The organism is Streptomyces sp. NPDC057137 (assembly GCF_042670825.1).
Lineage (GTDB): Bacteria > Actinomycetota > Actinomycetes > Streptomycetales > Streptomycetaceae > Streptomyces.
Genome location: NZ_JBHUUW010000014.1, coordinates 125,632 through 151,590, shown reverse-complemented (window position 1 = coordinate 151,590; position 25,959 = coordinate 125,632). Strand labels below are relative to the sequence as shown.

Below are 25,959 nucleotides of genomic sequence, written 5' to 3'. Positions count from 1 at the left end.
GGACGGTCTGCCGCACTCGCGCTCTGCCTAACGCGCTTCCGACAACGGTGTTTTCGGTCATACGATCACCAGCCAAGCCCTGCGTGTCGCTGCCGCAGCGGTTGCCTCAACATGTGAACCCGCTTTTCGGGCCTCGCTTTTCGGGCCCGCTCTCAGACCCGTTGTGCAGACCTGTTTGTCGGACCCGCGAAGGACTCCGTTGAAGATTCGCCGCATTCTCGCCACGGCCGTTGTCGCCGCCGTCACCACCCCTGTCGTCCTCCTCACCGTCACGCCCGCGCTCGCCGACGCCAAGCCGTCCGCCGCGTCGCAGGCACAGGCGCAGCAGGACGAGCGGGACAAACCGTCCATCGAGGAGCTTGAGAAGGCCGCCGAGCAGGCGCAGGAGGCGTACGAGGAAGCCCTCGCCGCGCAGCGGGCCGGACAGATCGTCCTTGAGGCGGCTCTCTCCGACGACGCGCCCCTGACCGTCGCCGCGGCGGCCGCCAGGAAGGAGGCGGCAGCCGCCGCCACCGTCAAGGAGGACGCCGACAAGGCGCTCACCGACGCCCGGGCCGCACTCGCCGCGCTGCCGGAGACCGCCACCGACGAGGAGAAGGCGGCCGCGGAGAAGGCAGTCGCCGACGCCGAGACCGCCGCCGCCTCGGCGGGGGCCGCCAAGACCGCCGCGGACGAGAAGGCCGCGACGGCCGGCCGGGTCGCCGACGACGCGCGCGTCGCCGCCGCCCGGGAGTACTCCAAGGTCCAGAAGGCCCTGAAGGAGGCCCTTGAGGCGAAGGAGGCCGCCGACAAGGCGCTCGCCGACGCCAAGGAGGAGGAGCCGGAGGAGCCCAACGAGCCGGACTGCGTGTTCGAGAGCAAGCTCACCACCGTCGCTCACGGCCTGCCGTCCAAGATCGTCGCGGGCTCGACGACCGACTTCTCGGTCCGCGTGTCCAACGGTACGAAGAAGACCTTGGACAAGGTCTCCCCGTTCGTCTACTTCCACGCCACGGACAAGGGCGGCTACAACGTCATCGACGACGCCTTCCACCTGCAGTGGTCGACCGCCGCGTCCCCGGGCTGGAAGAACGTGGGCGACGGCTACGCCGGCTCCATCAGCCCGCTGAAGGCCGGCGCCCACGCCGACGTGAAGCTGCGCCTGAAGGTCGACGCCAAGGCCCCGGCCGGGGACGGCCTCGCCTTCGTCGCCGGTGACTACTTCAACAACGACGAGTCCTGCGGCGGCAACCTCTCCACCGAGTACGCCTTCGAACTCCTCGCCGCCGGCAGCGTTCCCGGCGACGTCGACGACGCCGCGCCCGGCAAGACCACGCCGACCCCGGACACCAAGCCGCAGGGCGGCACGTCCACCACCCCGACGGACTCCACGGACGGCTCCCTGGCCAGCACCGGCTCCTCCTCGCCGCTCCCGCAGCTCGCCGCGGCGGCCGGCGCGGCGCTGGCGCTCGGCGCCGTCACGGTCTTCACCGTCCGCCGCCGCCAGACCAACTCCGCCTCCTGACGCGGTCCCACCCAGCCGCACCCTGAGAGAGGGCGCCTCCGTCACCGGGGGCGCCCTTTCCCGTTCCCTTTCCCGTTCCTGGCCGTGCCCGGCGGACAACTGCTCGCAGGACTGCGAGACCCGTCCGCGAGCCCCGGCTGCGGGCCGCTCGGATCTGGGGCAGTGTGCCGAGAGTGGCAGGTGGCCGCCTCCGGGGTGGCGCGAGCGTAAGGGCGCACTGATGAGTGAGGACTCCCCCACCGGGACCGGTACCGGGCACGGGACCGGGATCGGGCACGAGACCGCGACCGGGCACGAGACCGCGACCGGTGCCGGGCACGGCCGGGCCGTGGTGCCGCTGGTCCGGATGCGGGCCCGTGATCCTCGCGAGGCGCACCGGGCCGCCACTCCGCTGGAGCTGTTCTTCGACCTGTGCTTCGTCGTGGCGGTGGCACAGGCCGGGGCGCGGCTGGTGCACGGCCTGGCCGAGGGGGACACCGGGCATGGGATCACGGGCTATCTGCTGGTGTTCTTCGCGATCTGGTGGGCGTGGGTGAACTTCACCTGGTTCGCCTCCGCCTACGACTGCGACGACGTCCCCTACCGGCTCGCCACCCTGGTGCAGATCGCCGGCGTCCTGGTCCTGGCCGCCGGAGTCCCGCGCGCCTTCGACCAGGCCGACTACACGGTCGCGATCGGGGGCTACCTGATCATGCGCGTCGCGCTCACTCTGCAGTGGCTACGGGCGGCGCGCGGCGAGAGCGGGGCCGCCCGGACGACCGCGCTGCGGTACGCGGCCGGTCTCGTCCTGGTGCAGCTGGGCTGGGTGGGGCTGCTGTTGCTGCCGAACGCGGCCTGGACCTGGGGGTTCCTGCCGCTCGTCGTCGCGGAACTGGCCGTACCGGCCTTCGCCGAGCACCGCCGGCGGACCCCGTGGCATCCGCACCACATCGCCGAACGCTACGGGCTGTTCACCATCATCATGCTCGGCGAGACGATCTCCGCCGCCACCGTGGCGGTGCAGTCGGCGCTGGACGAGTCGGCCGCCCTGGACGAGCTGCTGCCGATCGCGGCGGGGGGACTCGTCATCGTCTTCGCCGCGTTCTGGACCTACTTCGCCGTGCCCGTCCACGAGTATCTGATCTCCAACCGGCAGGCGTTCGCCTGGGGATACGGCCACTACGTGATCTTCGGCTCCGCCGCCGCGATCGGCGCCGGGATCGAGGTCGCCGTCGAACAGGTCACCCACCACGCGCACATCTCCACGCTCACGGCCTCCCTGGCGGTCACCGTCCCCACCGCACTCTTCATGATCACGGTGTGGGCGGTGCACACGCGCCACTTCAAACGGAGTACGGCGCAGCATCTCGTCTCACCGATCGGCGCGGTGCTGGTACTGGCCACCAGCCCCGCCGGGCACTGGGCCGTCCCGCTGGCCGGTGCGGTCGCGGCCGCCACGGTCGCCGTCGGCGTCCACCTCGCCGCCGTCGCGCCTCCCGGGCAGCAGGACTCGTAACCCGGTCGGATACGCCGGTCGGATACGCCGGCCGGATACGCCGATCGCTTACGCCGATCGCCGATCAGGCGGCCGCCCGCAGAGTCAGCGCCGCCAGTGCGTGGGGCGCCCCGCTCTGGCCCCGTACGCCGGGGAACGCGTTGACGTCCACGACCAGCGGGGCGCCGTCGGCCGTCTCGATCAGGTCCACGCCGTACACGTCGAGCGCGAACACCGAGCCGACCGAACGGGCCATCTCCGCCCACCCGTTGGGCAGATCGGCCGGTGCGAGCGGCAGTGTCGGGGAGCGTCCCTCCGGTGCCAGCTCCGAGCGGCGCAGGCCGGCGAAGAGCTGGTCGCCGATCACCCACAGCTTGTGATCCCAGCCGCTGTTCGGGGTGAACTCCTGTGTCACCACCGGTTCTTGGGACCAGGTGCGGCACAGGGCGGTCAGTTCCGAGGTGTCGTCGACGCGGGCGACGAGGTCGTCGCGCCGGCTGTGGCGGCTCTTGACGACCAGCGGATAGCCGAGGCCGGTCTCCACCGCGAGCCGCCCGAGGCTCGGCGCGGTCCGGGTGGCCGCGAAGGGCAGTCCGGCCGACCGGGCCAGCTCGGCCATCCGCGTACGGTCCTGGCAGAGCCCGGTCGCCGAGGCCGAGTTCAGTACCGGGACGCCGCGCTCCTCGAAGGACCGCGCGAGCGCCAGCGCGGACGGTGTACGCGCCTTCAGCAGACAGACGTCGAGGTGTCCGGACGACGACGGGGCCGGCCACGGCGGCGAAGCGCCGGGATCGATCACCTCCACCTGATGACGGGGCGTCAGCAGGGCGGCGGTGGCGGTGAGTAGAGGGTGGTCGGGACGGTGGGTGAGGAAACCGATCCGCAGCGCCCTCATCGTCCCTCGCCGCGCGCCACGGATAGCTGTACGGGGATCCGCACGGGGCCGGGCAGCGGAAGAGGTACCGGGGCGGCCCGTGTGGTCCTGCCCTCACGCGCCAGTTCCAGGACGGCACGTGACACCCGCGCCACGGCGTCCGGCACGGGCCGGAAGCTCGGGAAGTCGTTGACATCGACGATCACCGGACCGTCCGGGCCGAGCAGAACGTCCACGCCGTACAGGTCGAGCCCGTATATTCGGCCCACGTCCGTGACCATCCCGGCCACCTCGGCGGACAGCGGCACGCGCCGCTCGCGCTGAGGCCGCCGAGGCTGGTGCGGATCGAGCGGAGAGGCCCGCTCGGCCGCGAACAGCTCGCCGCGGACGCAGTACACCTTGAGGTCGGTCCCCGAGTTGGGCACGTACGACTGGGCGATCAGCATCCCTTCCCCCGCCAGTTCGGTGTTCAGCGCGGCCAGTTGGCCGGGGGAGCGCACCAGATGTACCGCGCGTCCCGAGCTTCCGTCGGCGGGCTTGACGACCAGCGGAAACTCCCCGTCGGGCAGTTCCGCCAGTGAATCGGGGTGCGCCACCACGTACGTCCGGGGCATCGGCAGCCCCCGGCTGCGCGCGATCACCGCGGCGAGTGCCTTGTCGCGTACGCCACGGATCGACCGGGCGTCGTTGACGGTCGTCAGCCCGACCGCGGCGGCGGCCTCCAGCAGAGTCAGCCCCGGCCCCCCGGACACCGTCTTGAGCACCCAGGCGTCATGGACGCCGGCCTGGATCGTCTCGGGCAGCTGGACCAGCGCACTGCCCGGCCACAGCACGTCCACCTGGTGGCCCCAGGCGGTGAGTTGACGTATCACCTCGCTGGGCATGCCGTCGTTCCGGTAGCGCTCCTCCACCAGAAAGCAGAGTCTCATCGGCTTCTTTCTCCTGGCCGCCCGGGGTGCTGAACATCGGCCGGCTTCGGCGGCGGCTCCGCGTTCACCCAGTTTCGCTCAACCAAGTCAACTCAAGTCAACTCAACTCAGATCAGCTCAGTGCAGCTCAGTGCAGCCCAGCTCGGCTCAGTTCGGCTCAGTTCGAGAAGGGGACAGCGTCAGCGGCGGACGTGTGCCAGCTGGTGACGACCGGCTTGTCGACGACGAACGGGTCGACCTCCAGGGACTCCGGGTTCGGGTCGTCGCCGGCGACGGAGACGACGAGGCTGGACAGCTCCTTGCCGCCGTCCTCGTCGGTGGTCTTCGGGTTCACACCGGCGTAGGCGGCGACTCCCGCGCGCAGCGTGATGTCGCTGCCCGCGGACTGCTCTGCGGGCTCGGCCTCGGTGCCGTCCGATCCGAAGGCCACGACCGGCAGCGCGGCGGGTATGACGCAGGTGATACCGGGCTTGGCCGCGGCCTTGATCAGGAAGTAGCCGCCCGCCTGGGACTCGGAACTGACGCTCCAGGAGATGTCGTTGGTACCGCAGGTCTGCCCGTACCCGCTCTTGTCGCCGGTGTCCTTCGAGCCGCTTCCCGAAGTGCCGGACTCACTGCCGCCGTTGCTCTTCTCCCCGCCCTCGGCGTCGCTCTCGCCCTCACCGTCGCCGTCGCCGGACGCCTGGTCGGGTGCCGTCGACGAGTCCGGCGTGGCGGTCACGGAGGACGGGGCGCCGGTCGGCGCTGACGACGTGTCATCTCCCTCGCACGCTGTCATCAGCAGGCCCGCACCGAGCGCGGCGGTGACGGCAAGGGCGGTGCGCAGACGACGGTTCATTGGAGTTTCTTCCGTTCGGAGTGACAGCTGCGGGGGTGGCAGGTGCTTCGTACCTCGTGCTTACGATCATCAGGATGGACCGCTCATGGCTGCTGGTTCACGCGGTCTCACGTCCATGACGTCGCTGGCACGGCGTCGGCACGCCGCTGTTACACAGCTCACGCGGAGGGGTCCGTCACCACCGCCGATGCACGGTTGCCTTGCTGCCGGTCACCAGGCTCGCCGCCGGAACGTCATCGGTCACGACCGCGCCTGCGGCGACGACGGCGTCGCGCCCGATGCTGACGCCCGGAAGGATCATGGCACCGGCGCCGATCCACACGTTCTCCGCCACATCGATGGGCGCGCCGCTCAGCCACCCTCTTCGCTCCTCAGGGTCGACCGGGTGACCGACGGTGATGAACGTGGCCTTCGGCCCGACCATCACGCGGTCGCCGAGCCGGATGCCGGCGTAGTCCAGGAACGTGCAGTTCTGGTTGATGAACACGCGCTCGCCGAGGTCCAGTTGAAGCCCGTGGTCCGTGTAGAAGGGCGGATAGATCGTGGCTCTCGCAGGCAGCGGGTTGCCGAGGATCTGCTCGAACAGTTCCGCCTTGCCGGCTTCGTCCTCGAAGGGCAGGACGTTCAGGCGCGAGGTGAGTTCGGTGACCCGTAGGACCCTCTCGGCCATGGCCTGGAACTCGGCGCTGTGTATGCGCATGAGTCGGTCGTTGGACATACGGCGTTCCTCTTCCGTGTAATCGGTGAACTGGACACGCCTCCGCAGGCGTTGATGGAGGCTGCTGTCAGCAGCGGCTCACGCCGTCGCCCAGGACGGGAGCCAGACCGGCTCAGGGAGCCTTGGCAGGCTTCCGAGGTGGGCGATGACTCCACTGATCCCTGGATGCGGATTCGTCCGGGGGAGGATGAGCGAGAGCGGGTATACGAGGGTCGGATTCACGACAGGGATGCGGCGCAGGTCGTGGTTCGTCGGCCAGCTGTACCGGTCGCGTGCCCCGACGAGCGTGGCCACGTCCGCGGAGTCCGCGAGGGTGTCGAGGAGTACTTCGTCTCCGAAGTGCGGGCCTGCCGCGTCGATGCGGAGGTCGAACTCGGTGACGAGCTGGTCGTAGAACTCCCCCCATTCGCTACGGGGCGCGATACCCGGCACCCAGATGCGGTGCTTGCGCAACTGCGACGGCGTCAGTTCCCGCGCGGAGGCGAGCGGATGTCCCGGGCCGACGAGAAGTTCCAGCGGAGAGTCGAACGCGTGGATCATCCGTACGCCGGGCGGCAGCGTGGCCGGGTCGGTGACGGAACGGAACGAGGCGTCGACATCCCCTGCTTCGACGGCGGCGACCGCTACGCGCGGGTCGTCGACCCGGAGGGTCACCACGTCGAGGTCGGTTCCGGGCCGCGACCGCCAGTAGTCGTGCAGCACCACGGCCTGCGCGCTCCGCAGACCGAGAACGTCGATCCGAAGGGCGCGGGAGCCCGGCCTGACCGCGCTGACGGCGCGCTCGACACCGGAGACGACGCTCCGCGCGTGGGGGAGGAGGGCCTGACCGTCGAGCGTCAGCTCAACTCCGCGGGCGTTACGTGTGAACAGCCGGACTTCCAGCTCCCGCTCCAGGGCGGCGATCCGCTTGGAGACCGCCTGCTGCGTCACGCCCAGCTCATCGGCCGCACGTCGCAACTGCCCGAGCTCGGCCGCCCGGACGAACGATCGCAATGCCTCGGTGTCCACTGATTCACCTTAGGCACCCACAACTGATCGTTGTGGCTCCCGGAGGATCGGTTGTTTGTGCGTAAGGCCGGGTGACGGCGCCTCGACCGGGCTCGGCGGTCCGCGACAGCGCGGGGCTGGCGGGGGCCGTACGGCCGTACGGCACGATACCGAACAACATGTTGAAATCGGCATCGAGTGGATCGGGTGATCGTGATGTCCAGAGAGACAGAACTCTTCGACTACGACGCGGAGTTGCGGCTCCACAACGAACACCTCCGCGCCGCCGCCCGCGTCGGCTCCCACGACCATGTGCTCGACATCGGCTGCGGCACGGGCCGGACCACGCGCGAGGCCGCCAGTGCCGCCGTCACCGGAAGCGCGCTGGGCGTCGACATCTCCGTGCCGATGCTCGAACGGGCCCGCCGGCTCAGTGCCGAACAGGGACCGCCCAACGTCAGCTACGAACAAGCCGACGCCCAGGTCCACCGCTTTCCACCGGCGCAATTCGACCTCTGTATCAGCCGGTTCGGAACGATGTTCTTCGCCGACCCGGTCGCCGCGTTCACCAATATCGGACGCGCCCTGCGCCCCGGGGCGCGCCTGGTGCTGCTGGTCTGGCAAGACCGCGACGCCAATGAATGGGCCTCCGCGATCCGCCGGAGTCTCACCGGGGCGACAGCGACATCCACGTCTCCCGCGTCCCCTGCGCCTCCCGCGTCTCCCGCCTCCGGTCCGAACGCGTTCTCACTCGCCGACCCGGGCGTCACGGAAGGCATCCTGGCGGCGGCGGGCTTCACGGACGTCAGCTTCACCGACGTCCATGAACCCGTCTACTACGGCCCCGACAGCGCCACCGCCTTCGACAGCGTGCTCCGCCTGCTGAAGTTCCAGGACCTGCTCGTCGGCCTCGACGCCGCGACGGCCGAGCAGGCACGCGCGCGGCTACGCGCCACCCTCGCCGCCCACGACACCGGCGACGGCGTGTACTTCGACTCGCGCGCCTGGCTCGTCACGGCCCGCCGCAACTGACCACCAGGCCCTGACAGGCGGCCGGCGCGGCGCTACGGGCGCGGGCTGATCGAGCTGTCCTTGTCGTAGATGTTGTCCGGCGTGGCGATCGTGGTGATCGCCCGGGCGAGGACGGTGGACGGCTCCTGGCCCTCGTACGGGATATCCGTGTTGATCATGATGACCAGGGTGGCCTTCTTCGAGGGCAGATAGACCGTCACGGTCTCGTACCCGGGGATCGAGCCGTTGTGCCCGATCCAGCCGTTGGCCTTGAAGATCCCGAGGCCGTAGGTGGTGCCGGGGAAGCCGGTGGGCAGCGTCTTGAGCCGTTGCCGCTGGGTCTCGGGGCTCAGCAGCGTCCCGGTGGCGACGATCGGGGCCCAGCGGCGCAGGTCGTTCAGGTCGGAGATCATCGCCCCGGCCGCCCAGGCCCAACTGGGGTTCCAGTGCGTGGTGTCCGCGGTGTCGCCGCTCAGCGTCTGGTCGGTGTAGCCGTGCGGGTGCGGCGCGGGGAACTCGGCGCCCTTCGGGAACAGCGTGTGGTGCAGATGGGCCGGGCCGAGCACTCGCTCGTGGATGAAGTCGGCGAGCCGGTGACCGCTGACCTTCTCGATCACCAGGCCGAGCAGGACGAGGTTGGAGTTGCAGTACTGGAACTGCGTACCCGGCGCGAAGGTGTTCCGGTGCTTGAAGCCGTACGCGAGCGATTCCCGGGGCGTGAAGGTGCGCTCCGGGTTACTCAGCAGATCGTGTGTGAAGTCGGGGTCGGCGGTGTACGGGAACAGTCCGCTGCGCATCTCGGCGAGGTGGCGCAGCGTGATCCGGTGACCGTTGGGCACGCCGTGGACGTACTCGGAGATCGGGTCGTCCAGCCCGATCCGGCCGTCGTCCACGAGTTCGAGCAGCGCGGTGACCGTGAACGTCTTGGTCTCGCTGCCGATCCGCACGGAGGTGTCGGCGGACATCGGCCTGCCGGTGGCGGTGTCGGCCACGCCGGTCGCGCGGACGTAGTTTCCCTGGCCGGGCATCCACAGTCCGACGACGGCGCCGGGGATGCCCGTCTGCTCGCGGACCTCCGCGATGGTCTTGTCGAGCCGGGCGGTGAGTTCACGACCGAGACCGTCGGACGCGGGGCCGGCCTTGTCGTGCGGGGCGGTTCCTGTGGGGGAGACGGCCGTGGCGGGTACGGCGGTGGCGGCCATCGGGGCCATCGGGGCCAGCACGGAGGCCGCGAGCAGCGCGGCGGCCACCAGACGGCGGGAGGGAGTACGTCGCATGTGGGGCGCCTCTTCCAGAAGGGGGGCGGACGGCTGAACATCACCATCCGGCCCCGTGGCTGAGGCCCCCCTGCCGTCCGGGCGCGGCGGAGTCCACTCATTCGGAGCCACGACGGCGTGGAGCCGGCCGTCGGCCCCGAACCTGCCGTCGGCCCCGCGCTTGCAGTCAGCCCCGCGCTTGCAGTCGGCCCCGGGGCCACGACCTCAAGGTCCTGCCCCTTAGGCTGCTGTCGTTGGCCGATGCATCAGTACGGGGGGAGCAGGCCGATGAGTGATGTGACGGATGTTTTCAAGCCACTTCAGGCGACCGATCCGTCCGTGGTGGCGGGCTACCGGCTCGCTGCCCGGCTGGGCGCGGGCGGCATGGGCCGGGTCTACCTCTCGCACACCCAGGGTGGCCGGCCGGTAGCGATCAAGGTGGTACGGCCGGAGCTGGCCGACGACCCGGACTTCCGGCGGCGGTTCGGCCGGGAGATCAGGGCGGCCCGGCGGGTCCGCGGGGCGTACACCGCCGAGTTGATCGACGCCGACGCGGACGGCGTACCACCCTGGCTGGCCACGCTGTACGTACCCGGCCCGTCCCTGGCGGAGGCCGTGGCCCGGCGCGGTCCGCTGTCGGTGACCGCCGTGCTGTGGCTGATGGCGGGGATGGCCGAGGCGTTGCAGGCCATCCACGCCGAGGGCATCGTGCACCGGGACCTGAAGCCGTCGAACGTACTGCTGGCCGCCGACGGGCCGCGCGTGATCGACTTCGGCATCGCACTGGCCGCCGACGGAACCTCGTACACGGCGACGGGACAAACGGTCGGCACGCCCGCGTACATGGCCCCGGAGCAGGCGTCCGGGGTAGAGGTCACGGCGGCGACCGATGTCTTCGCCCTCGCCCAGACGGCGGCGTTCGCGGCGCTGGGCAGGCCGCTGTACGGCGATGGCTCGGGTGTCCAGGTGCTGTACAGAATCGTGCACTCCGGACCAGACCTGTCCCTGTTGCCGGAGCCCTTGCGCCCGTTGTTCGCCCGGTGCCTGGCCGCCGATCCGGCGGAGCGGGCCACTCCGGCGGAGGTCGTGGAGTGGTGCCGGCAGCGACTGGGAGCGGACGGGACACCGTCCGTGTGGCGGGAGATCAGCGGCCCGGCGGTCGCGGTCCCGCCCCCCGTGCCCGACCCCACCCCGGCGCAGCCGCAACCACTGATCGGCCGGACCGCTGATCTGCCGCCGACCCGCCCGGAGCGGAAGGTCCGCAGGCGGCGCACCCCGCTGTTCATGGCCGCCGGTCTGGCGGGGGGCGCGCTGCTGATATCGGCGCTGACCTGGCGGGTCTTGGACGCGACGAGCGGGACGGATCAGCGGGACACCACGGGTTCGTCGGCGTCCACCAAGGGCCCGGCCACCGACTCCTCGGACTCCGAGTCGTCGGGCCCCGGCTCCTCGGGCCGCGACTCCTCGGACCCAGCGGCTCTGGACGACGCCGGCGAACAGGCAGTCTCGCCCAAGGAGCCACGGCCCGAGCCGTACCCCCTGATCATGCTGGACGCGAAGAACTCGGTGAACCTCAAAGACCCGGACACCGAGCCGAAGGGCCGCACGGGGGACATCCGTTTCGCCTGCCCGTCGATCGGTTGCCAACTGGAGAGCGACACAAGCGTGTTCCTCCAGCTGTACGGGAAGCCGGGCGGCACCCTCGAAGAGTGCCGCCGGCTGCTGAAGGACGAAAAGAACCACACCCTCCCGCTCGCCGGCGCGGCGAACGGCACCGAGATCTGCATCAAGGGCCCTGCGGGGGACATCGCGCTGTTCGTGATCTCGACGAAGTCGACGGCGATGCCGGACATCGCCTTCCTCCAGGGCGCCCTGTCGATCTGGCGAGACGCGGCCTAGCCGACGGAGTCCGGTCGCGGAGCCGACCAGCCGCTCCTCCGCGTCGGCGGCTGGTTCTCGCAGGACATGCCGGATGACTTCGTACGTACGGTCAGGCACTCGCGAACAGGATCGAGCTCAACGCCAACAGCCCGAAACCTGCCACGGCCACGACGGATCCGATGATCCGGAAGAACGAGGGACCGATGGAATCGTTGACCGCGAGGCCCAGGTCGCCCGTCCGTTGCCCCTTCAACTCCAGAACGGCACGTCGGCGCTGCAGGGTCGAGTCGACGGCACCACGCAGATTGAACGCCCACCGCGCTCCGATGATGACTGCCACGGCCCCCATGGCCCCAAGGAATATGAGAAGCCCCGTGGGGGTGTCGGCGTCAGTGGCCGCCGCGAAGATCATGAACATGTTGTGGAGCATCTCAGGTGGTGGCGTGAATGTCATCAGCCGATTCGGCTCCGGGCGCGATGAGTTCGGCCGACAGCGAGAGAACCGCGTTCGCAGGGTCCCGCATCAGCTGCCGCAGCAGGTCGCGGCCCCGTACTTCGAGCTCCGGCTCCGCTTCCGCGGCCGACGGACCGCGAGCGCCTCCGGGACGGTCGCCCGCGTCATCAGCGACCGGGGCTGCTGCCCGCCGTGACGGCTTTGAGCGCGTCCAGTGCCTCGCGCATCAGCAGTGACAGCTCGCGTTCCTCGTCCGCCGCGATCCAGTGGTGGAAGCCGACTTTGAAGAGGGCGATCCCCGCCTCGGCGGCCAGGCTCGCCTCTGGTTCCGTGACGCCGTGCCGGCCGCCCACGCGCCGCGAGACGCTGCTGGTCTCCGCGGCGGCGGGCGGTGTCGGATCCGCGGTCGTCCAGCTCGGCAAGATCGCGGGCTGCCGCGTGGTCGACGTCGGGGGGGACCCGAGAAGTGCGCCTGGCTGGAACAGGAAGTCGGGGCGGACGCGACCGTCGATGAGCGGACCCAAGGGAGTGCCGCTCACCCTGATCCTGAAGGACCTCACCATGAAGGGGTTCGCCTTCGGCACCTACTGGGACCAGTTCGGCGAAGCCGACCGTAACTACTCGTCCTGGCTCGAAGACCGACGGATCAAGCCCTTCTACCACGTCATCGAGGGGCTGGAGCAGGCACCGAATGCCCTCGTGGGTGTCCTGGGCGGCGCGAACCGCGGTATGGCCATGGTCCGCGTCTGAGGTCGATGGCCTGACGCCGAAGGGGACTCACCGCCCCCGTTCCTCAGCCGATGAGTGAGCGGACGGTGGGCGCCAGCCGCAGGAGTTGAGGGGCCGCGGTCTGCGCCCGCTCGATGCCCGGAAGAATCTCGTTCCGTACGAGGGACTGGGCCATCGCGTCGGCGAGGTGGCGGCGGTGGGCGTTCTCGTCCGGGTACGAGGTGAGGACCGCGACGACGTTCTCCCCGGTACGGATCGGAAGCCTGGGAAATGTGTTGGCTGCCGTCTCCGTGGTGAGTACGGCGAATGGTGCGGTCCCTGTCTGCCGCAGTAGCGGGACGAGGCCGTCCTGGATCAGTTCGCTGCCGCTGTGGGTGTTCGGAGGGAAGTGCCACAGTGCGACCGCCACGAAGCGGTGCGGTGCCGCGGCGCCTGGCCGCCGCCGTTCGGACGGGGTCGCCGCGAAGCCTCGCCAGGCCGGCGCGCGCCAGGCCGGTGCGGGCCGCAGCAGCAGGACATTGTCGGAATCCAGCATGGTGGCGTTGGCCTGGGGGCCGTGCGCGGCCCAGACCGGCCCGCCGTAGAACGCCGACAGGGCCGCCCGCCGGGCCTCCATGTCCTCGAAGCCGCGCAGCCAGACGAAACGGTCCGGATCGTCGAGGTCGCGGAACTGGCCGAGCACGATCATTCCGGTGTCTTCCTGCGTTTCGACGAACTCCCGGTCGAACAGCTCGATCAACTCGTCCCGTCGGCCGGGGCGCAGGGTGTACTGGCGCAGCTCGATCACAGCAGGGTGGCCGACGGGGTCGGTTCCGGGCACGGCGTACTCCGTTCCTTCTCGCACTTCGAGCCGGGTGGACCGACCTGGACCGACGGTAGGACCCAGGTGTGCCACCACCTGTCAGTGTTTCGGAGCAGAATCCTCGGCATGTCCGCCGACCGCTTGCTGTCGATGCTGCTGTTGCTCCAGACCCGTGGCCGCATGTCGGCGCGACGGCTGGCCGATGAGTTGGGGGTCTCCGTACGGACCGCCTACCGCGACCTGGATCGTCTTCAGGCCACCGGCGTCCCGGTCTACGCCGAGCAGGGCCGTACCGGCGGCTATCAGCTGCTCGACGGTTACCGCACCCGACTGACCGGGTTGAGCGAGCGCGAGGCCAGGGTGCTGTTCCTCACGGGACTGCCCACGCCCGCCGCCGATCTGGGGCTCGCCGACGAAGTGGCCGCGACGCGGCTGAAGTTGCTGGCCGCTCTGCCCGCGGACCTGCGCGATGAGGCGACACGGACCGACGCGGTCTTCCATCTGGACGCTCCGGGTTGGTACCGGGAAGCCGAGGCGACCCCGTATCTGCCCCTGCTCGTCGACGCGGTGTTCAGCCGGCGAGCGGTGGACGTGCGGTACCGCCGTTGGCGCGAACCGCGAGAGGTGGAGCGGCGGTTGTATCCCTACGGCCTGGTGCTCAAGTCGGGTACCTGGTATCTCGTGGCGGCGGCCGGGGGCCGGACCGCCACCTACCGGATCACCCAGGTTCTCGACGCGGCTCTGAGCGATGAGCGCTTCGAACGGCCGGAGGACTTCGTCCTGGGTGAGTACTGGTCGTCCTACCTGGACGGCTTCGAAACACGTCGCTACACGGGCACCGCCACCATCCGGCTGTCTCCCCGGGGGCGCGAGCGGCTGGCTGCCAACGTCCCCGCCGAGGTGGTACGGGCATTCGACGCCACGGCAGGCGCAGTTGGCGGTGACGGCTGGAGCGAGGCCGTCATCCCGACCGAGAGCACCGAGCACGCGTGTGGCGAACTGCTGCGGCTCGGTGCCGATGTCGAGGTCGTCGCGCCGGAAGAACTGCGTCAGCTCATGGCTGACACGGCGTGCGCCCTCGCCCGGACCTACGCGCACAGCTGCCCCGGTGGGACCGGGGCGTGACAGGGGTACCTGGCGCTGGTCTCTGTCTGTTGCCCCGCCGCACGTCGACCTCCAGCAAGTCGACGTTCATCAAGTCGACGTACGGAATTCCTTGAGCCGTAATCTGTAATTCCCAATTCGTTACCCGCGGTCGGTGGATGGCTATGGGTGACGGACTCTGTAATGACTCGCATAAACGCGTACGAGAAGAAGTTTCACGGAGTCGCACAACCATTCACTGGGTCTCCATGTCTGATCATTGGAGTCAGCAGACTCCAGAGAATGACTGGATCGGGCGCCGCGGAAGCATGCAACAGAGCCGTCCCGCGCGCCCCTTTCTCAAACGTGGGGAAACACATGCGCATTCGTGCCTCTGTCGCCGCAGTGACAGGCGCCCTGGCCCTCTCCGCTCTCGCCGTCCCGGCGGCGCAGGCGGATGACGGCAACAGCGTCTCCTCGTTCACGAAGAGCGTCGAGACGGAAGCGGCGATCGACCCGGCCGACGACGTCATTGGAGACACCACAATCTCGAACGTGGTCGTGAACGGCGGCAAGCCCGTCGTCATGGGTACGACCACGAAGAAGACCTTCACGGTCAGCTTCACCGCCACGGACGACTCGGGCATCGAATGGGCGACCGCGGTGCTGTGGCACGGTTCGACCTTCGACAACCTCGACGGGGGCGGGGTGCCCAACGAGGAGGAGGCCGTCTGCACCGAGGTCGACGACACGACCTCCACCTGCACGCACTCCTTCACCGTCGACGCCAACTACGACCTGGTGAACAAGCTGGCCGGCGGCTGGAAGGTCTGGGCGCTCGCTCAGGGCACGGACCTCGACTACGTCCAGAAGGACAACGCCAAGGGCTTCAGCCTGCAGCGCATGTCGAAGCTGACGGTCAACGCGGCCCCCGAGCCGGTGGTGAAGGGCAAGACCATCACGGTCACCGGCGCGCTGACCCGTGCCGACTGGGAGTCGCACAAGTACGCGGGTCTCAGCGGCCAGTCGGTGGTGCTGCAGTTCCGCAAGGCGGGCACCACCAACTACACCAACGTCAAGGGCATCAAGTCGACCACGGGCGGCGCGCTGAAGACCACGGTCACGGCGTCCGCCGACGGCTATTACCGCTTCACCTACGCGGGTATCGCGTCCACCGCGACGGTCAGCGCCGCGGGTGACTACGTCGACGTGAAGTAGCCCATGGCCCCGTAGGCGCGGGGCCCGTAACGGACCGACGGATCAACGGACCGGCGGATCAACGGACCGGCGGATCAACGGACCGGCGGATCCACGGATTTACGCGGGAAAGCGGCGGCCGCCCCACCTCCATACGAGCCGCGGGGTGGCCGCCGCCACCGGCGATACCCGCACTCCTCCGCCGGCGTCACGACTCAGGCGCGGGGTTGCAGGTACTCGAAGACGGAGCCGTCCGGGTGGCGGGCGAGGATTCTGGTGCCGTTGGGGACCTCCTCGGGTTCGTCGATGATCTCGGCGCCGGCCTTGGCCAGGGCGTCGAGGACGGGGGTCAGGGATTCGACGAGGACGGTCCCGTTCTGCGAGACGTACTTCTCCAGCGGGCCGGAGTAGAGCAGGAACGGTCCTACGAGTGCCAACTCCAGTTCGCGGTAAGGAAATCGGCGGACTTCCGCGGTCCCGGCCAGGTCCTGGTAGAGGGGGATCGCTTCCTCAAGGTTCTCGACTTCGACGTTTGCGATCATCGCTCGGATATTGCTGCTCACGGGAATCTCCCTCTCTCGGTCGGCGGTTCTCAGTTGGCGGCGAAAGCGGGGTAGTCGGTGTAGCCCTCGGTGTGACCGGCGTAGTAGGTGTCCCGGTTTCCTTCGGCCGGCGGGTGGCCCTGGGTGAATCGCTCGACCAGATCGGGGTTGGCGATGAAGGGGGCGCCGAAGGAGACCGCGTCGACGATCCCGGCCTGGAGAATGTCGTTGCCGGCTTCCTGGCTGAAGCCGAGGTTGGCGACGATGTTGCCCTGGTAGTGGGCGCGGTAGCGGGAGAAGACGGCGTTGCGTTTCGCGGCGACGGGGGTGCCCAGCAGGTGAAGGTAGGCCAGTTCGCTGTCGTTGAGCTTCTTCAGCAGCGAGTCGTAGTCGGCCAGTGTCTCCTCGTCCGCGGTGAACGCGGTTCCGCTGGTCCAGCCGGGGGACAGCTTCACGCTGACGCGGTCGCCGCCCCATACGTCGCTGACGGCTTCCAGGATGTCGAGGAGGAACCGGGCGCGCTTCTCGCCGCTGCCTCCGTAGGCGTCGGTGCGCCGGTTGAGGCGGGGGTTGAGGAACTGGGGGATCAGGTGGGAGCCCTGGGCGTGGAGTTCCACGCCGTCGAAGCCGGCGCGGCGGGCGTTCTGGGCCGCACGGCGGTAGTCGGCGATGGTGTCGGCGATCTCGGCGGCGGTGTAGGCGCGCGGCGTGAGGGTGTCCTTCGGGCCGGTGGGAGTGAAGGACTTCTCGCCGGGGTTGACGGCCGAGGGGCCCGCGGGCAGGCGCCCGCCGAGGTGGGAGGGGTGGGAGGCCGCGCCGACGTGGCCGAACTGGGACATGATCCGCCCGCCCGCCTCGTGGACGGCTCCGGTCACCTTCGCCCAGCCGGAGACCTGCGCGTCGGTGTAGATGCCGGGGACGTTGACGAAGCCGATCGCGTCGGCGCTGACCCAGGTTCCCTCGGTGACGATCAGGCCGGCGCCGGCACGCTGCGCGTAGTAGGTCGCCATCAGGTCGGTGGGGGCCAGTTCCGCGTTCTGGGCGCGGGCGCGGGTCATGGGGGCCATGACGACGCTGTTCGGCAGTTCCAGCGCGCCGAGGCGGACGGGCTGCAGCAGGGGCTGGGTGGTCATGCGTAACTTCCTTGTGCCGAGGGTCGGATGAGACGGAGGGGAGGGAATGGGCGGGGAATCGGCGAGGAATGGGCGGGGAACGGGCGAGGAATGGGCCGGGGGAGTCCGGCTCAGTCCTGCTTGAGGGCGTGGAGGCCGGAGAGTGGGCCGCCGAGCTGCATGAGGCGTCCGCCCTCGCGCAGGGAGCCGAGGTCGACGGGGGCGAACCCGAACTCCGCGGTGAGGTCCTTGACGGTGGTCTTGGCGTCGGTGTCGTCACCGGCGAGGAACAGCACCTGGCGGCCGGCCCGGTGGCGCGGGTCGGCGGCGATGTACTGGCCGTAGAGGGTGTTGAACGCCTTGACGACGCGGGCGCCGGGCAGCAGCGAGGCGACGTATTCGCTGCCGGTCAGCTCGCCCAGGTCGGCGATCCTCATCTGCGGGGGCAGGGACTCGAAATGGTTGGTGACGTCGATGACGATGCGCCCGTCGAAAGGCGGCAGGCCGGCCACCGCGTCCGGGATCTGGGGCCAGCCGACCGCGAGCACGACGAGTTCCGCCGCGGTGGCTTCCTTCGCGGTGCCGGCGCGGGCGAGCGGTCCGAGGTCTTCGGCGAGGCCGGCCAGGGACGCGGGGCCGCGGCTGTTGCTCAGTACGACCTGGTGGCCGTGGGCCACCGCGTGGCGGGCGATGGCCTGGGCGACGGTTCCGGCGCCGAGGGTTCCGATCTTCATGGCGGTGCCCTTCGTTGGGTTCAGGAGGCGGGGCTGGTGAGCAGGACGGTTCCGCTCCTGCCCGGGCGGCGGACATGGTCGACGGCCTTCGCGAAGTCGGCGAGGTCGTGGCGGGCGGCGACCTCGAAAAGCTCCGGGGTGGTCAGGGCCAGCCGGGCGGCGAACGCGACGTCCTCGGCCCGTTCCTCAGGTGTACGGGTCATCCACCGGCCGATGGACACGCCTCGTACGGTCAGGGCCCGCGGGGTCAGCGCGAGCGATTCCAGCGGCGTGCTGCCGGAACCGAGCTGCCCGTAGGTGATCAGCGTGCCTCCGTCCGCGAGCAGTGCGGCCAGTTCACCGGTCAGGGATCCGCCCACCGCGTCCAGTACGACCTGGGCGCCCCGGCCGCCGGTCGCGTCCTGGACCTGGGTGCGCCAGTCCGCGTCGGCCGTCGAGATCGTCGCGAGCCCGGGAAAGCGCTGCCGCAGGGCCTGCGCGCCGGTGGCGCCGCGGACCAGATTGACCAGCGGGATGCCGTGCTTCAGCGCTGCGGCGCTGACCAGCTTTCCCACCGACGAACCGGCGGCCGTCTGCACCACCGGCCCGGCCCGGCCGTGCTGGGCGTCCTCGACCGCCCGCAGCAAGGTGAGCAGGGTGAGCGGGTTGACCAGCATCAAGGCCGCGGTCTCGTCGCTGACGCCCTCGGGCACCGGCACCACAAGATCGGCCGGCGCCGTGACGAGCTCACCCCACGCGCCCGGCACCGGGAAGAACGCCACCCGCTGACCGGGGCGCAGGTCCTGCACCCTCTCGCCGACGCTCTCGATGACACCCGTCCCCTCCACGCCGGGGATCCGCGGGGTGGTGAACCGCTGCGCCGGCCCACCCGGAAACCCCTGCACTCCCGCCAGGTCACCGGGGTGGATCGGGCGGGACAGCACCCGCACCCGCACCTGCCCGGCGGTGGGTGCGGCAGGGGCCGGTCGCTCGCCCAGGCGCAGTACCTGCCCGGCATCTCCGTGCCGGTCGTGGGTGATGGCGCGCATGGCTTTCCCCTTCCGCAAAGTATTAATGACATGCATCATCATAACTCTTGTTATGATGAGAGTCGTCATCAAAAAGGTCAAGTCGAGAGCGACGCGAGAGGACGGCCATGCCGCGGATCACCAAGGAGGACAAGGCCAGAAACCGGCAGAACATCCTCGAAGCGGCAGGCCGCATGTTCCGCTCGCAGGGCATCGACGCGGTCGGCATCGCCGAGCTGATGAAGGAAGCCGGGCTCACCCACGGCGGCTTCTACAACCACTTCGCCTCCAAGAACGATCTGGCCGTGGAGGTGTGCGGCGCCGCCTTCGCCGCCTCGCTCGGGGGCCTGGCCCGCACGATCGAGGACGGTCCGGGCGAGGCCGGCTCCCCGCTGGAGCAGGTTGTCGCCGGCTACCTGTCCACCGCGCACCGTGACGCCCAGGACGGCGGCTGCCCCTCCGCCTCCCTGGTCACCGACGCCGGTCGGCAGAGCGAAGCCGTACAGAGCGCGTACGCCGAAGGCGTCGAGGGCTACCTCACCGGCTTCGCCGCCGAGTTCCTGCGCGAAGCCGAGGAGAAGGGGCAGGAGCTCGACCCGGGCGAGGCCCGCGACAGGGCCGTCCGCCTGCTCAGCGAGATGGTCGGCGCGCTGATGCTCGCCCGCGCCGTACGCCACGTCGAGCCCGAGCTGTCGGACGAGATCCTGCGGGCCGGCCGCGGCCAGGCGCTCGAGACGCGATGAACTGTTCGCGCCGGCCGAGGTGTTGGTCTGTACGGACGGTCCGGTGGCGCAGTCGCGATGCTCGCCTTCACGGCGGCCCAGCCCGCCCAGGGGGAGCAGACCTGAACCGCCCTGATGGTGGGGCGTGTTCACGCCCGCAGGCCGTAACTACGCAGCCCCGCATGGCGTTTCGGCGTGCGGGGCTGTTGTGCGTGTCTGTCACCTCGTGGGGTGACCAGGCCGGATCCGTGGCCGAGGACGACGACGTGCACCGCCGTCAGGGCCTGCGCCGACGTGCCGTCTCATGATCCGTATCTGCCGAATCCTGATGTGCGCCATTCCCGGCCGTCGGGCAGTACGGCGAGTGCCTCGTGGTCGTCCAGTGTCTCCAGCCACTCCCGTGCGCCGTCGCCTCTGGCGAACGCCGCGGTGGCGTAGGCGTCGGTCGTGGTCAGCCGGGGCCCGACGAGGGTGAGGGAGGCGAACGCGGTGGCGGGTGTGCCGCTGTGCGGGTCGAGGATGTGGGCGCCGCGTTCGGCGGTGCCGGAGGTGGCGACGGCCAGGTCGTGGCCGGCGGTGATGACGGTGGCCAGTTCGCCGGGGCGCAGCGGGTGGGTGATGCCGATACGCCACGGAGTGCCGGCGGCTGCCCGGCCGCGGAGCTGGAGGTCGCCTCCGCCGTTGACGCAGGTGTGGTGCGCGCCTGCTTCGCTGAGCAGTTGGGACGCGGCTTCGGTGGCCCAGCCCTTGACGAGGCCCGAGGGATCGAGGGTTCCGCCGGGGGCGGTGCTGAACCAGCCGTCGGTGACGTCGGCGGCTCCCGCGCAGAGGGACAGGACTTCGTGGACTTCGGGAGGGCAGTCGTCCAGCCGGATGTCGGCCCGGCCGAGGCGGCTGATGTGGCTGTCTGGCCGGTAGGTGGAGAACACGGCGTCAACGGCGTGCAGTTGGCGCACGGCTTCGGCGAGCGCGTCGTGGATGGCGGTGGTGGGCTTGTCGCGGATGTCGAAGGAGAAGACGGTGCCCATGACGTGTTCGACATGGCGCAGTCCGTGTGCGATGTCAGGCATGGGCTTGGTCCAATGCGCTCTGCAGGGACTGGATGTAGCCCTGGCTGGTGTAGCTGGCTCCGGAGACGGCGTCGATGTGCGCGCTCCGGGCGCCGATCGCCTCCTGGGTCAGGCGGGGCAGGGCGTAGGAACTGATCTGCTGGTCGCGGCCGTTCTGGTCCGGGGCCCGGACCACCTCGACGGCGGTGATCTTTCCCTGGGAGAGGGTGACGGCGACCTGCACGGTTCCGTACCGGGTGTCGACGGGATCCCCGGTGAACGTGCCCGTGCCCGCCGACGCCCCCGACGTACCCGATGTCCCCGACGAGGAGGACGCGGCGGAACGTGGTGCGACCCCTGCCAGGGTGGGGAGTTGGTGCGGTTTGAGGGCGAGCAGCGCGACGATCAGGGCGCTGGTTCCGGTGGTGACGAGGATGGCTCGGCGCATGGCGGTTGTCCTCAGAACGCGAACGACTCGTGGTGGATGCGCCGTGCCGGGACGCCGGCTTCGCGCAGGGCCGGGACGGCGGTCTGTGTCATGCCGGGCGGGCCGCAGACGTAGACGTCGTGTGCGGCCAGGTCCGGCACCAGGGTGGTCAGGCCCCGGGCGGTGAGGGGTGAGGAGTGCCCGGCGGGTTCGTCGACGACGTAATGCACGGTGGCCTGCCGGCGGGCGGCTATGGCGTCGATCTCGCCGCGCAGGGCGAGGTCGTCGGGGCTGCGGGCCCGGTAGACGAGGGTGACCTGGCCCGGCAGCGTCTCGAAGAGCGTGCGCAGGGGGGTGATGCCGACGCCACCGGCCAGGAGCAGGACCTTGGGAGCCGTGCGGCGGTTCGCGGTGAAGCCGCCGTACGGTCCCTCCGCCCACACCCGGGTGCCGGGCGCGAGGTGGGCGAGCGCGGCGCTGTGGCCACCGGCGGTCTTCACGGTGATACGCAGGTGGTGGGGGTGGGCGGGGGAGGAGAGCGAGTAGGGGTTGGCGGTCCACCACAGGCCGCGGGTCAGGAACCGCCAGCGCAGGAACTGCCCCGGCTCGCCCCCCAGTTCGTGGAGACGCTCGCCGGTGAGGTGGACGGAGACCACGCCCGGTGCCTCGGGGTGGACCGCGGCGACACGCAGGCGGTGGCGCAGCCCACGCCGGACGGGGACGGCGAAGCGGTACCAGGCGACCAGCGCGGCGACGCCGAGGAAGAGCGTGTACCAGGCCGCCCGGGCGGCGCCGTTGCCGACGAAGTCGGCTCCGTTGGAGAGCTGGTGTCCGAAGGTGAGGAACACGGCCAGGTAGGTGGCGAAGTGGAGGTAGTGCCAGGTCTCGTAACTCAGCTTGCGGCGGGCCGCGCGGGCCGAGAGGACCCCGGTGGCCAGGAACAGCAGGAAGCCTGCGGTGCCCTTGAGAAGGTCGGGGTAGTTCAGGACGAGCGTGGAGGTCTGGCTCACCACGCCCGTGTGCGAGGCCAGTGAGTAGCCCCAGATGATCAGCAGGGTGTGGGCGAGGACCAGGGAGACCGTGCAGCGGCCGCCCAGGGCGTGCCAGCGGGCGAGCCGGTCCGTGCCGATCGTGTGGTCCAGGAGCGGCACGCGGGCCATCAGTGCCAGCAGGACCGCGCAGGCGTAACCGGCCAGAAGCCCGGTGATGCGTCCCGCCCCGGTGAGCCAGCCCGCCGGGCCGATCACCGAGGTGGTGTCGCTCCACCACAGGGCGAGGACCCCCGCCGCGCCGACCCAGATCACCAGCGGCGCCAGGAGAGGCACGGCACTTCGGCGCGGACGCCGGTGGCGCAGCCCGCGGCTCGCGTACGTGGTGGTCATGAGGCTCCTACGGATGAGCCGGACAGGGAACTGGCTCCGGCGACGGGCGCCAGCCTCACAGCCCAACCTCTGCGTACCTTCTGAAACCGCCCGCCGACCGGGCCCCGGGCGTGCCTCAGGGCCGATTCAGAGGAAACTCAGAGCTACGGCTCACCCGTCGGCCGCCCCCGGCGGGGGATGCTGAAGAAACCATGGACGAGTCGCGTACGACATCCCTTCCGCACCGCCCCGACGGAGCGCCCGTGCGGGTGCTGGTCGTGGACGACGAGCCCGATGTCACCGAGGTCCTGGCCGGGGTCCTGACCGCCGAGGGCTGGCAGGTCCGCACCGCTTCCGACGGCGCGACCGCGCTCGCCACCGCCCGCGACTTCCGGCCCGACGCGGTGGTCCTGGACTGGATGCTGCCCGACCTCGACGGCCTGCACGTCATGCGCGCGCTCAGGCGCGAGGCGCCCAGCGTGTGCGTACTGTTCCTGACCGCCCGCGACGCCGTCGAGGACCGCATCGCCGGCATCACCGCCGGCGGCGACGACTACGTCACCAAGCCCTACAGCCTGGAAGAAGTCCTGGCCCGCCTGCGCGGACTCCTCCGGCGGGCCGGCATGGCCACCGGGCCGGGCCAGGACCGGCTGACCGTCGGAGACCTGGCGATGGACGAGGACGCCAGAGAGGTCAGACGCGGCGGTGCCGTCGTGGATCTGTCGCGCACCGAGTTCGAACTCCTGCGGTTCCTCATGCGCAACCCGCGCAGGGTGCTGTCCAAGGACCAGATCCTCGACCGGGTCTGGGCGTACGACTTCGGCGGCCAGGCCCATGTCGTGGAGCTCTACATCAGCTACCTGCGCAAGAAGATCGACGCCGGACGCGCCCCGATGATCCACACGGTGCGCGGCGTCGGCTACGTACTCAAACCGGAATCCTCATGAGGCGGCTGCCGCCGCGCACCCTGCGCGGCCAGCTCACCGCCGGACTCGTCCTGCTGCTCGCCCTCGCCTGCCTCGCCGTCGGCATCATCACCGCCCTCTCCCTCCGGGGCTTCCTGATGGGGCGCCTCGACGAGCAACTCACCGCGTCCGGCGGGCGCTTCGCCGCCAGCCTGGAGCACGAGGCGGTGCCCGACGCCGACAACCGCCCCGACACGCGCGGTCAGTCCGAATCGACCGTCGGCGCCCGCCTGCTGAACGGCGCCGTCACCGAGGCCGCCGTCGTCGACGACGCGATCGACCGCCCCCTGCGGCTCACCTCCGGGGACCGGCGTGCCCTGGCGGGAGTTCCCGTGGACGGACAGGGACACAGCATCCACCTCTCCACCCTGGGGGCGTACCGCGTCACCGCCGTCGAAGGCGACGACAAGGACACCCTCATCACCGGCCTGCCCCTCCACCCGGTGGAAGAGACCGTGCACCGCCTCGAAGCGGTCGAAGCCATACTCTTCGGCGCCGCCCTCGCGGTCACCGGCATCGCCGGGGCCCTGTGGGTACGGACGTCCCTGCGCCCCCTCCAGCGGGTCACCGCCCGTGCGGCCGAGGTGGCCGGGCTGCCGCTCGCCAGCGGCGAGATCGCCATGCCGGGACCACTGCCCGACACCGACCCCCGTACCGAGGTCGGCCAGGTCGGCACCGCCCTCAACCACATGCTCGGCCACGTCGAGGACGCCCTCACCCAGCGCCAGACGAGCGAGGAAAGGCTCCGGCACTTCGCCGCCGACGCCAGCCACGAACTGCGCACCCCCGTCGCCAACATCCGCGGCCACGCCGAACTCGCCCTGCGCCACCGCGGCGCCGTCCCCGCCGAAGTCCGCCGCGCCCTGGAACGTATCGACGGCGAGTCGCGGCGCATGACCCGCCTCGTCGACGACCTGCTCCTCCTCGCCCGCCTGGACGCGGGACGCCCCCTCGAACACGAGCCGGTCGATCTGACCCTGCTGATCCTGAACGCGACCGACGACGCACGCGCCGCCGGCCCCGGCCACCGCTGGCTCCTCGATCTCCCCGAAGAACCGGTCACCGTCACCGGCGACGCCCACAGGCTCCAGCAGGCTGTCGGCAACCTCCTCGCCAACGCCCGCACCCACACACCGCCGGGCACCGAAGTGACCATCACTCTCAGCACCGATCGGGCCGGCACCACCGTGAGCGTGAGCGACAACGGACCAGGCATCCCCGAAGAACTCCGGCCCGAGGTCTTCGGCCGCTTCGTCCGCGCCGACCACTCCCGCTCCCGAAGCACCGGAAGCACCGGTCTCGGCCTCGCCATCGTCCACGCCGTCATCACCGCCCACGGCGGCACCGTCACCGTCACCAGCAGCCCCGGACACACCGCCTTCCGCCTGACACTCCCGGCCGCCTGACACCGGCGTGCGGGGCCGGGCGCGCCACCACCAGCGTGTTGCTGACGCACCGTCAAGCGGGCGGCTGACAGCCTGAAGCAGGAACCGGTGGCGTCGGCGTGGCCCGTTCCCTCTTGGAGGCCGGCAGATGACGGGACAGGCGAGCGGGCACGACGAGCCGCACGGCCGGTCCATGGGACGACGGCTGAACTGGTTGCGGGCCGCCGTACTGGGCGCGAACGACGGTGTGGTGTCCACGGCGGGCCTGGTCATCGGTGTGGCCGGCGCCACCACCTCGCACAGCGCGCTGCTGACGGCGGGGCTGGCCGGACTGCTGGCCGGCTCGATGTCGATGGCGGTGGGCGAATACGTCTCCGTCAGCAGCCAGCGGGACTCCGAACGCGCCTCGCTGCGGCTGGAGGCGCGGGAACTGGCGGAGACTCCGGAGGCTGAGCTGGACGAGTTGACGGGGCTGTACGAGGCGAAAGGCCTGCCGCCCGCGCTGGCACGGGAGGTGGCCGAGGAGCTGACGGCGAGGGATCCGCTGGCCGCGCACGCGGACGCCGAGCTGAAGATCGACCCGGAATCGCTGACGAGCCCCTGGCAGGCGGCGGGGGCGAGCTTCGTGTCCTTCACCGTCGGTTCGCTGCTGCCGCTGCTGGTGATCCTGCTGCTGCCGGCGTCGTCACGGGTGGTCGTCACGGCCGTCGCCGTCCTCGTCGTACTCGTGGCAACGGGCGCGGTCAGCGCCCGCCTTGGCGGTGCTCCGCCCAGGCGGGCGGTGCTGCGCAACGTCTTCGGCGGGGCACTCGCCATGGCGGTCACCTACGTCGTGGGCTTGGCCATCAGCTCGGCCGGCGGCTGAACACGTCCCCGGTCCGGCGGCGGAGGAAGTTCGACCGGCCGGCGCCTTGGCTA

General features: G+C 70.5%; 27 protein-coding genes. 11 read left to right on the top strand and 16 right to left on the bottom strand.

Features of this window, described 5'->3' with window-relative positions:
• Positions 1–199 precede the first annotated feature (199 nt).
• Together ACFT9I_RS14995 and ACFT9I_RS14990 are read left to right on the top strand one after the other, a co-directional pair.
• A complete protein-coding gene (locus ACFT9I_RS14995; protein ID WP_382564262.1) occupies positions 200–1,504 on the top strand; it encodes a peptidase in 1,305 nt (434 codons plus the stop codon).
• Positions 1,505–1,724: 220 nt separating this feature from the next.
• Positions 1,725–2,999, top strand: coding sequence for a low temperature requirement protein A (locus tag ACFT9I_RS14990; protein WP_382564260.1), 1,275 nt, complete (start codon positions 1,725–1,727; stop codon positions 2,997–2,999).
• 64 nt (positions 3,000–3,063) lie between these two features.
• On the opposite strand, the gene ACFT9I_RS14985 is transcribed toward ACFT9I_RS14990, so the two are convergent.
• From ACFT9I_RS14985 to ACFT9I_RS14965, 5 genes are all read right to left on the bottom strand, one after another.
• Positions 3,064–3,864: a RimK family alpha-L-glutamate ligase gene (locus ACFT9I_RS14985; RefSeq protein ID WP_382564303.1), complete on the bottom strand. Its 801-nt coding sequence runs from the start codon at positions 3,862–3,864 to the stop codon at positions 3,064–3,066.
• A gap of 5 nt (positions 3,865–3,869) precedes the next feature.
• Positions 3,870–4,781: a RimK family alpha-L-glutamate ligase gene (locus ACFT9I_RS14980; protein WP_382564259.1), complete on the bottom strand. Its 912-nt coding sequence runs from the start codon at positions 4,779–4,781 to the stop codon at positions 3,870–3,872.
• 157 nt (positions 4,782–4,938) lie between these two features.
• The gene (locus tag ACFT9I_RS14975) at positions 4,939–5,619 is read right to left on the bottom strand and encodes a DUF4232 domain-containing protein (RefSeq protein WP_382564257.1); all 681 of its coding nucleotides are present in this window, start codon (positions 5,617–5,619) and stop codon (positions 4,939–4,941) included.
• A gap of 175 nt (positions 5,620–5,794) precedes the next feature.
• A complete protein-coding gene (locus tag ACFT9I_RS14970; protein WP_382564255.1) occupies positions 5,795–6,337 on the bottom strand; it encodes a DapH/DapD/GlmU-related protein in 543 nt (180 codons plus the stop codon).
• Positions 6,338–6,415: 78 nt separating this feature from the next.
• Positions 6,416–7,345 (bottom strand): LysR family transcriptional regulator, encoded by a 930-nt coding sequence (locus tag ACFT9I_RS14965; RefSeq protein ID WP_382564253.1) that lies wholly within the window; start codon positions 7,343–7,345, stop codon positions 6,416–6,418.
• 195 nt (positions 7,346–7,540) lie between these two features.
• On the opposite strand from ACFT9I_RS14965, the gene ACFT9I_RS14960 reads away from it, so the two are divergent.
• Positions 7,541–8,356 carry a class I SAM-dependent methyltransferase gene (locus ACFT9I_RS14960; protein ID WP_382564251.1) on the top strand — a complete coding sequence of 272 codons (816 nt, stop codon included), beginning with the start codon at positions 7,541–7,543 and terminating at the stop codon, positions 8,354–8,356.
• Between the two features lie 32 nt (positions 8,357–8,388).
• Here the strand turns inward: ACFT9I_RS14960 and ACFT9I_RS14955 are convergent, their stop codons facing one another.
• The gene (locus ACFT9I_RS14955) at positions 8,389–9,612 is read right to left on the bottom strand and encodes a serine hydrolase domain-containing protein (protein WP_382564250.1); all 1,224 of its coding nucleotides are present in this window, start codon (positions 9,610–9,612) and stop codon (positions 8,389–8,391) included.
• Between the two features lie 267 nt (positions 9,613–9,879).
• Here ACFT9I_RS14955 and ACFT9I_RS14950 point away from each other — a divergent pair, with 267 nt between their 5' ends.
• Entirely contained in the window at positions 9,880–11,490 is a 1,611-nt protein-coding gene (locus ACFT9I_RS14950) for a serine/threonine-protein kinase (protein WP_382564248.1), read from the top strand.
• Between the two features lie 91 nt (positions 11,491–11,581).
• On the opposite strand, the gene ACFT9I_RS14945 is transcribed toward ACFT9I_RS14950, so the two are convergent.
• Both ACFT9I_RS14945 and ACFT9I_RS14940 read right to left on the bottom strand, forming a co-directional pair.
• A complete protein-coding gene (locus ACFT9I_RS14945) occupies positions 11,582–11,890 on the bottom strand; it encodes a hypothetical protein (RefSeq protein WP_382564246.1) in 309 nt (102 codons plus the stop codon).
• 203 nt (positions 11,891–12,093) lie between these two features.
• Entirely contained in the window at positions 12,094–12,348 is a 255-nt protein-coding gene (locus tag ACFT9I_RS14940; RefSeq protein WP_382564245.1) for a hypothetical protein, read from the bottom strand.
• An 88-nt stretch (positions 12,349–12,436) separates the two neighbouring features.
• On the opposite strand from ACFT9I_RS14940, the gene ACFT9I_RS14935 reads away from it, so the two are divergent.
• Positions 12,437–12,676 (top strand): hypothetical protein, encoded by a 240-nt coding sequence (locus tag ACFT9I_RS14935; protein ID WP_382564243.1) that lies wholly within the window; start codon positions 12,437–12,439, stop codon positions 12,674–12,676.
• Between the two features lie 43 nt (positions 12,677–12,719).
• Here ACFT9I_RS14935 and ACFT9I_RS14930 read toward each other — a convergent pair whose 3' ends face one another.
• On the bottom strand, positions 12,720–13,475 hold the full coding sequence (locus ACFT9I_RS14930) for an NIPSNAP family protein (protein ID WP_382564241.1): 756 nt from the start codon (positions 13,473–13,475) through the stop codon (positions 12,720–12,722).
• A 108-nt stretch (positions 13,476–13,583) separates the two neighbouring features.
• On the opposite strand from ACFT9I_RS14930, the gene ACFT9I_RS14925 reads away from it, so the two are divergent.
• Both ACFT9I_RS14925 and ACFT9I_RS14920 read left to right on the top strand, forming a co-directional pair.
• Positions 13,584–14,582, top strand: coding sequence for a helix-turn-helix transcriptional regulator (locus tag ACFT9I_RS14925; protein WP_382564240.1), 999 nt, complete (start codon positions 13,584–13,586; stop codon positions 14,580–14,582).
• 336 nt (positions 14,583–14,918) lie between these two features.
• On the top strand, positions 14,919–15,758 hold the full coding sequence (locus tag ACFT9I_RS14920) for a DUF5707 domain-containing protein (protein ID WP_382564238.1): 840 nt from the start codon (positions 14,919–14,921) through the stop codon (positions 15,756–15,758).
• A 194-nt stretch (positions 15,759–15,952) separates the two neighbouring features.
• On the opposite strand, the gene ACFT9I_RS14915 is transcribed toward ACFT9I_RS14920, so the two are convergent.
• From ACFT9I_RS14915 to ACFT9I_RS14900, 4 genes are all read right to left on the bottom strand, one after another.
• Positions 15,953–16,300, bottom strand: coding sequence for a VOC family protein (locus ACFT9I_RS14915; protein ID WP_382564236.1), 348 nt, complete (start codon positions 16,298–16,300; stop codon positions 15,953–15,955).
• A gap of 29 nt (positions 16,301–16,329) precedes the next feature.
• The gene (locus ACFT9I_RS14910) at positions 16,330–17,412 is read right to left on the bottom strand and encodes an alkene reductase (protein ID WP_382564234.1); all 1,083 of its coding nucleotides are present in this window, start codon (positions 17,410–17,412) and stop codon (positions 16,330–16,332) included.
• A gap of 110 nt (positions 17,413–17,522) precedes the next feature.
• Positions 17,523–18,125, bottom strand: coding sequence for an NADPH-dependent F420 reductase (locus tag ACFT9I_RS14905; RefSeq protein ID WP_382564233.1), 603 nt, complete (start codon positions 18,123–18,125; stop codon positions 17,523–17,525).
• Between the two features lie 20 nt (positions 18,126–18,145).
• A complete protein-coding gene (locus ACFT9I_RS14900; protein ID WP_382564231.1) occupies positions 18,146–19,153 on the bottom strand; it encodes an alcohol dehydrogenase catalytic domain-containing protein in 1,008 nt (335 codons plus the stop codon).
• 107 nt (positions 19,154–19,260) lie between these two features.
• Between ACFT9I_RS14900 and ACFT9I_RS14895 the strand changes: the two genes are divergently transcribed.
• Positions 19,261–19,875, top strand: a complete 615-nt coding sequence (locus ACFT9I_RS14895; protein ID WP_382564230.1) for a TetR family transcriptional regulator — start codon at positions 19,261–19,263, stop codon at positions 19,873–19,875.
• A 281-nt stretch (positions 19,876–20,156) separates the two neighbouring features.
• On the opposite strand, the gene ACFT9I_RS14890 is transcribed toward ACFT9I_RS14895, so the two are convergent.
• Genes ACFT9I_RS14890 through ACFT9I_RS14880 form a run of 3 tightly spaced genes read right to left on the bottom strand, consistent with a single transcriptional unit; the run spans position 20,157 to position 22,712 of the window.
• Positions 20,157–20,924 carry an FAD:protein FMN transferase gene (locus ACFT9I_RS14890; protein WP_382564228.1) on the bottom strand — a complete coding sequence of 256 codons (768 nt, stop codon included), beginning with the start codon at positions 20,922–20,924 and terminating at the stop codon, positions 20,157–20,159.
• The gene (locus ACFT9I_RS14885) at positions 20,917–21,351 is read right to left on the bottom strand and encodes an FMN-binding protein (protein ID WP_382564226.1); all 435 of its coding nucleotides are present in this window, start codon (positions 21,349–21,351) and stop codon (positions 20,917–20,919) included. The genes ACFT9I_RS14890 and ACFT9I_RS14885 overlap by 8 nt, the downstream gene beginning before the upstream one ends.
• A gap of 11 nt (positions 21,352–21,362) precedes the next feature.
• Entirely contained in the window at positions 21,363–22,712 is a 1,350-nt protein-coding gene (locus ACFT9I_RS14880) for a ferric reductase-like transmembrane domain-containing protein (RefSeq protein WP_382564224.1), read from the bottom strand.
• Positions 22,713–22,903: 191 nt separating this feature from the next.
• On the opposite strand from ACFT9I_RS14880, the gene ACFT9I_RS14875 reads away from it, so the two are divergent.
• The 3 genes from ACFT9I_RS14875 to ACFT9I_RS14865 all read left to right on the top strand — a co-directional run bounded on the left by ACFT9I_RS14875 (position 22,904) and on the right by ACFT9I_RS14865 (position 25,906).
• Positions 22,904–23,638 carry a response regulator transcription factor gene (locus ACFT9I_RS14875; protein WP_382564221.1) on the top strand — a complete coding sequence of 245 codons (735 nt, stop codon included), beginning with the start codon at positions 22,904–22,906 and terminating at the stop codon, positions 23,636–23,638.
• On the top strand, positions 23,635–25,062 hold the full coding sequence (locus tag ACFT9I_RS14870; protein ID WP_382564220.1) for an ATP-binding protein: 1,428 nt from the start codon (positions 23,635–23,637) through the stop codon (positions 25,060–25,062). Before ACFT9I_RS14875 ends, ACFT9I_RS14870 begins: the two co-directional genes overlap by 4 nt.
• Before the next feature lie 127 nt (positions 25,063–25,189).
• Positions 25,190–25,906 (top strand): VIT family protein, encoded by a 717-nt coding sequence (locus ACFT9I_RS14865; RefSeq protein WP_382564217.1) that lies wholly within the window; start codon positions 25,190–25,192, stop codon positions 25,904–25,906.
• Positions 25,907–25,959 lie beyond the last annotated feature (53 nt).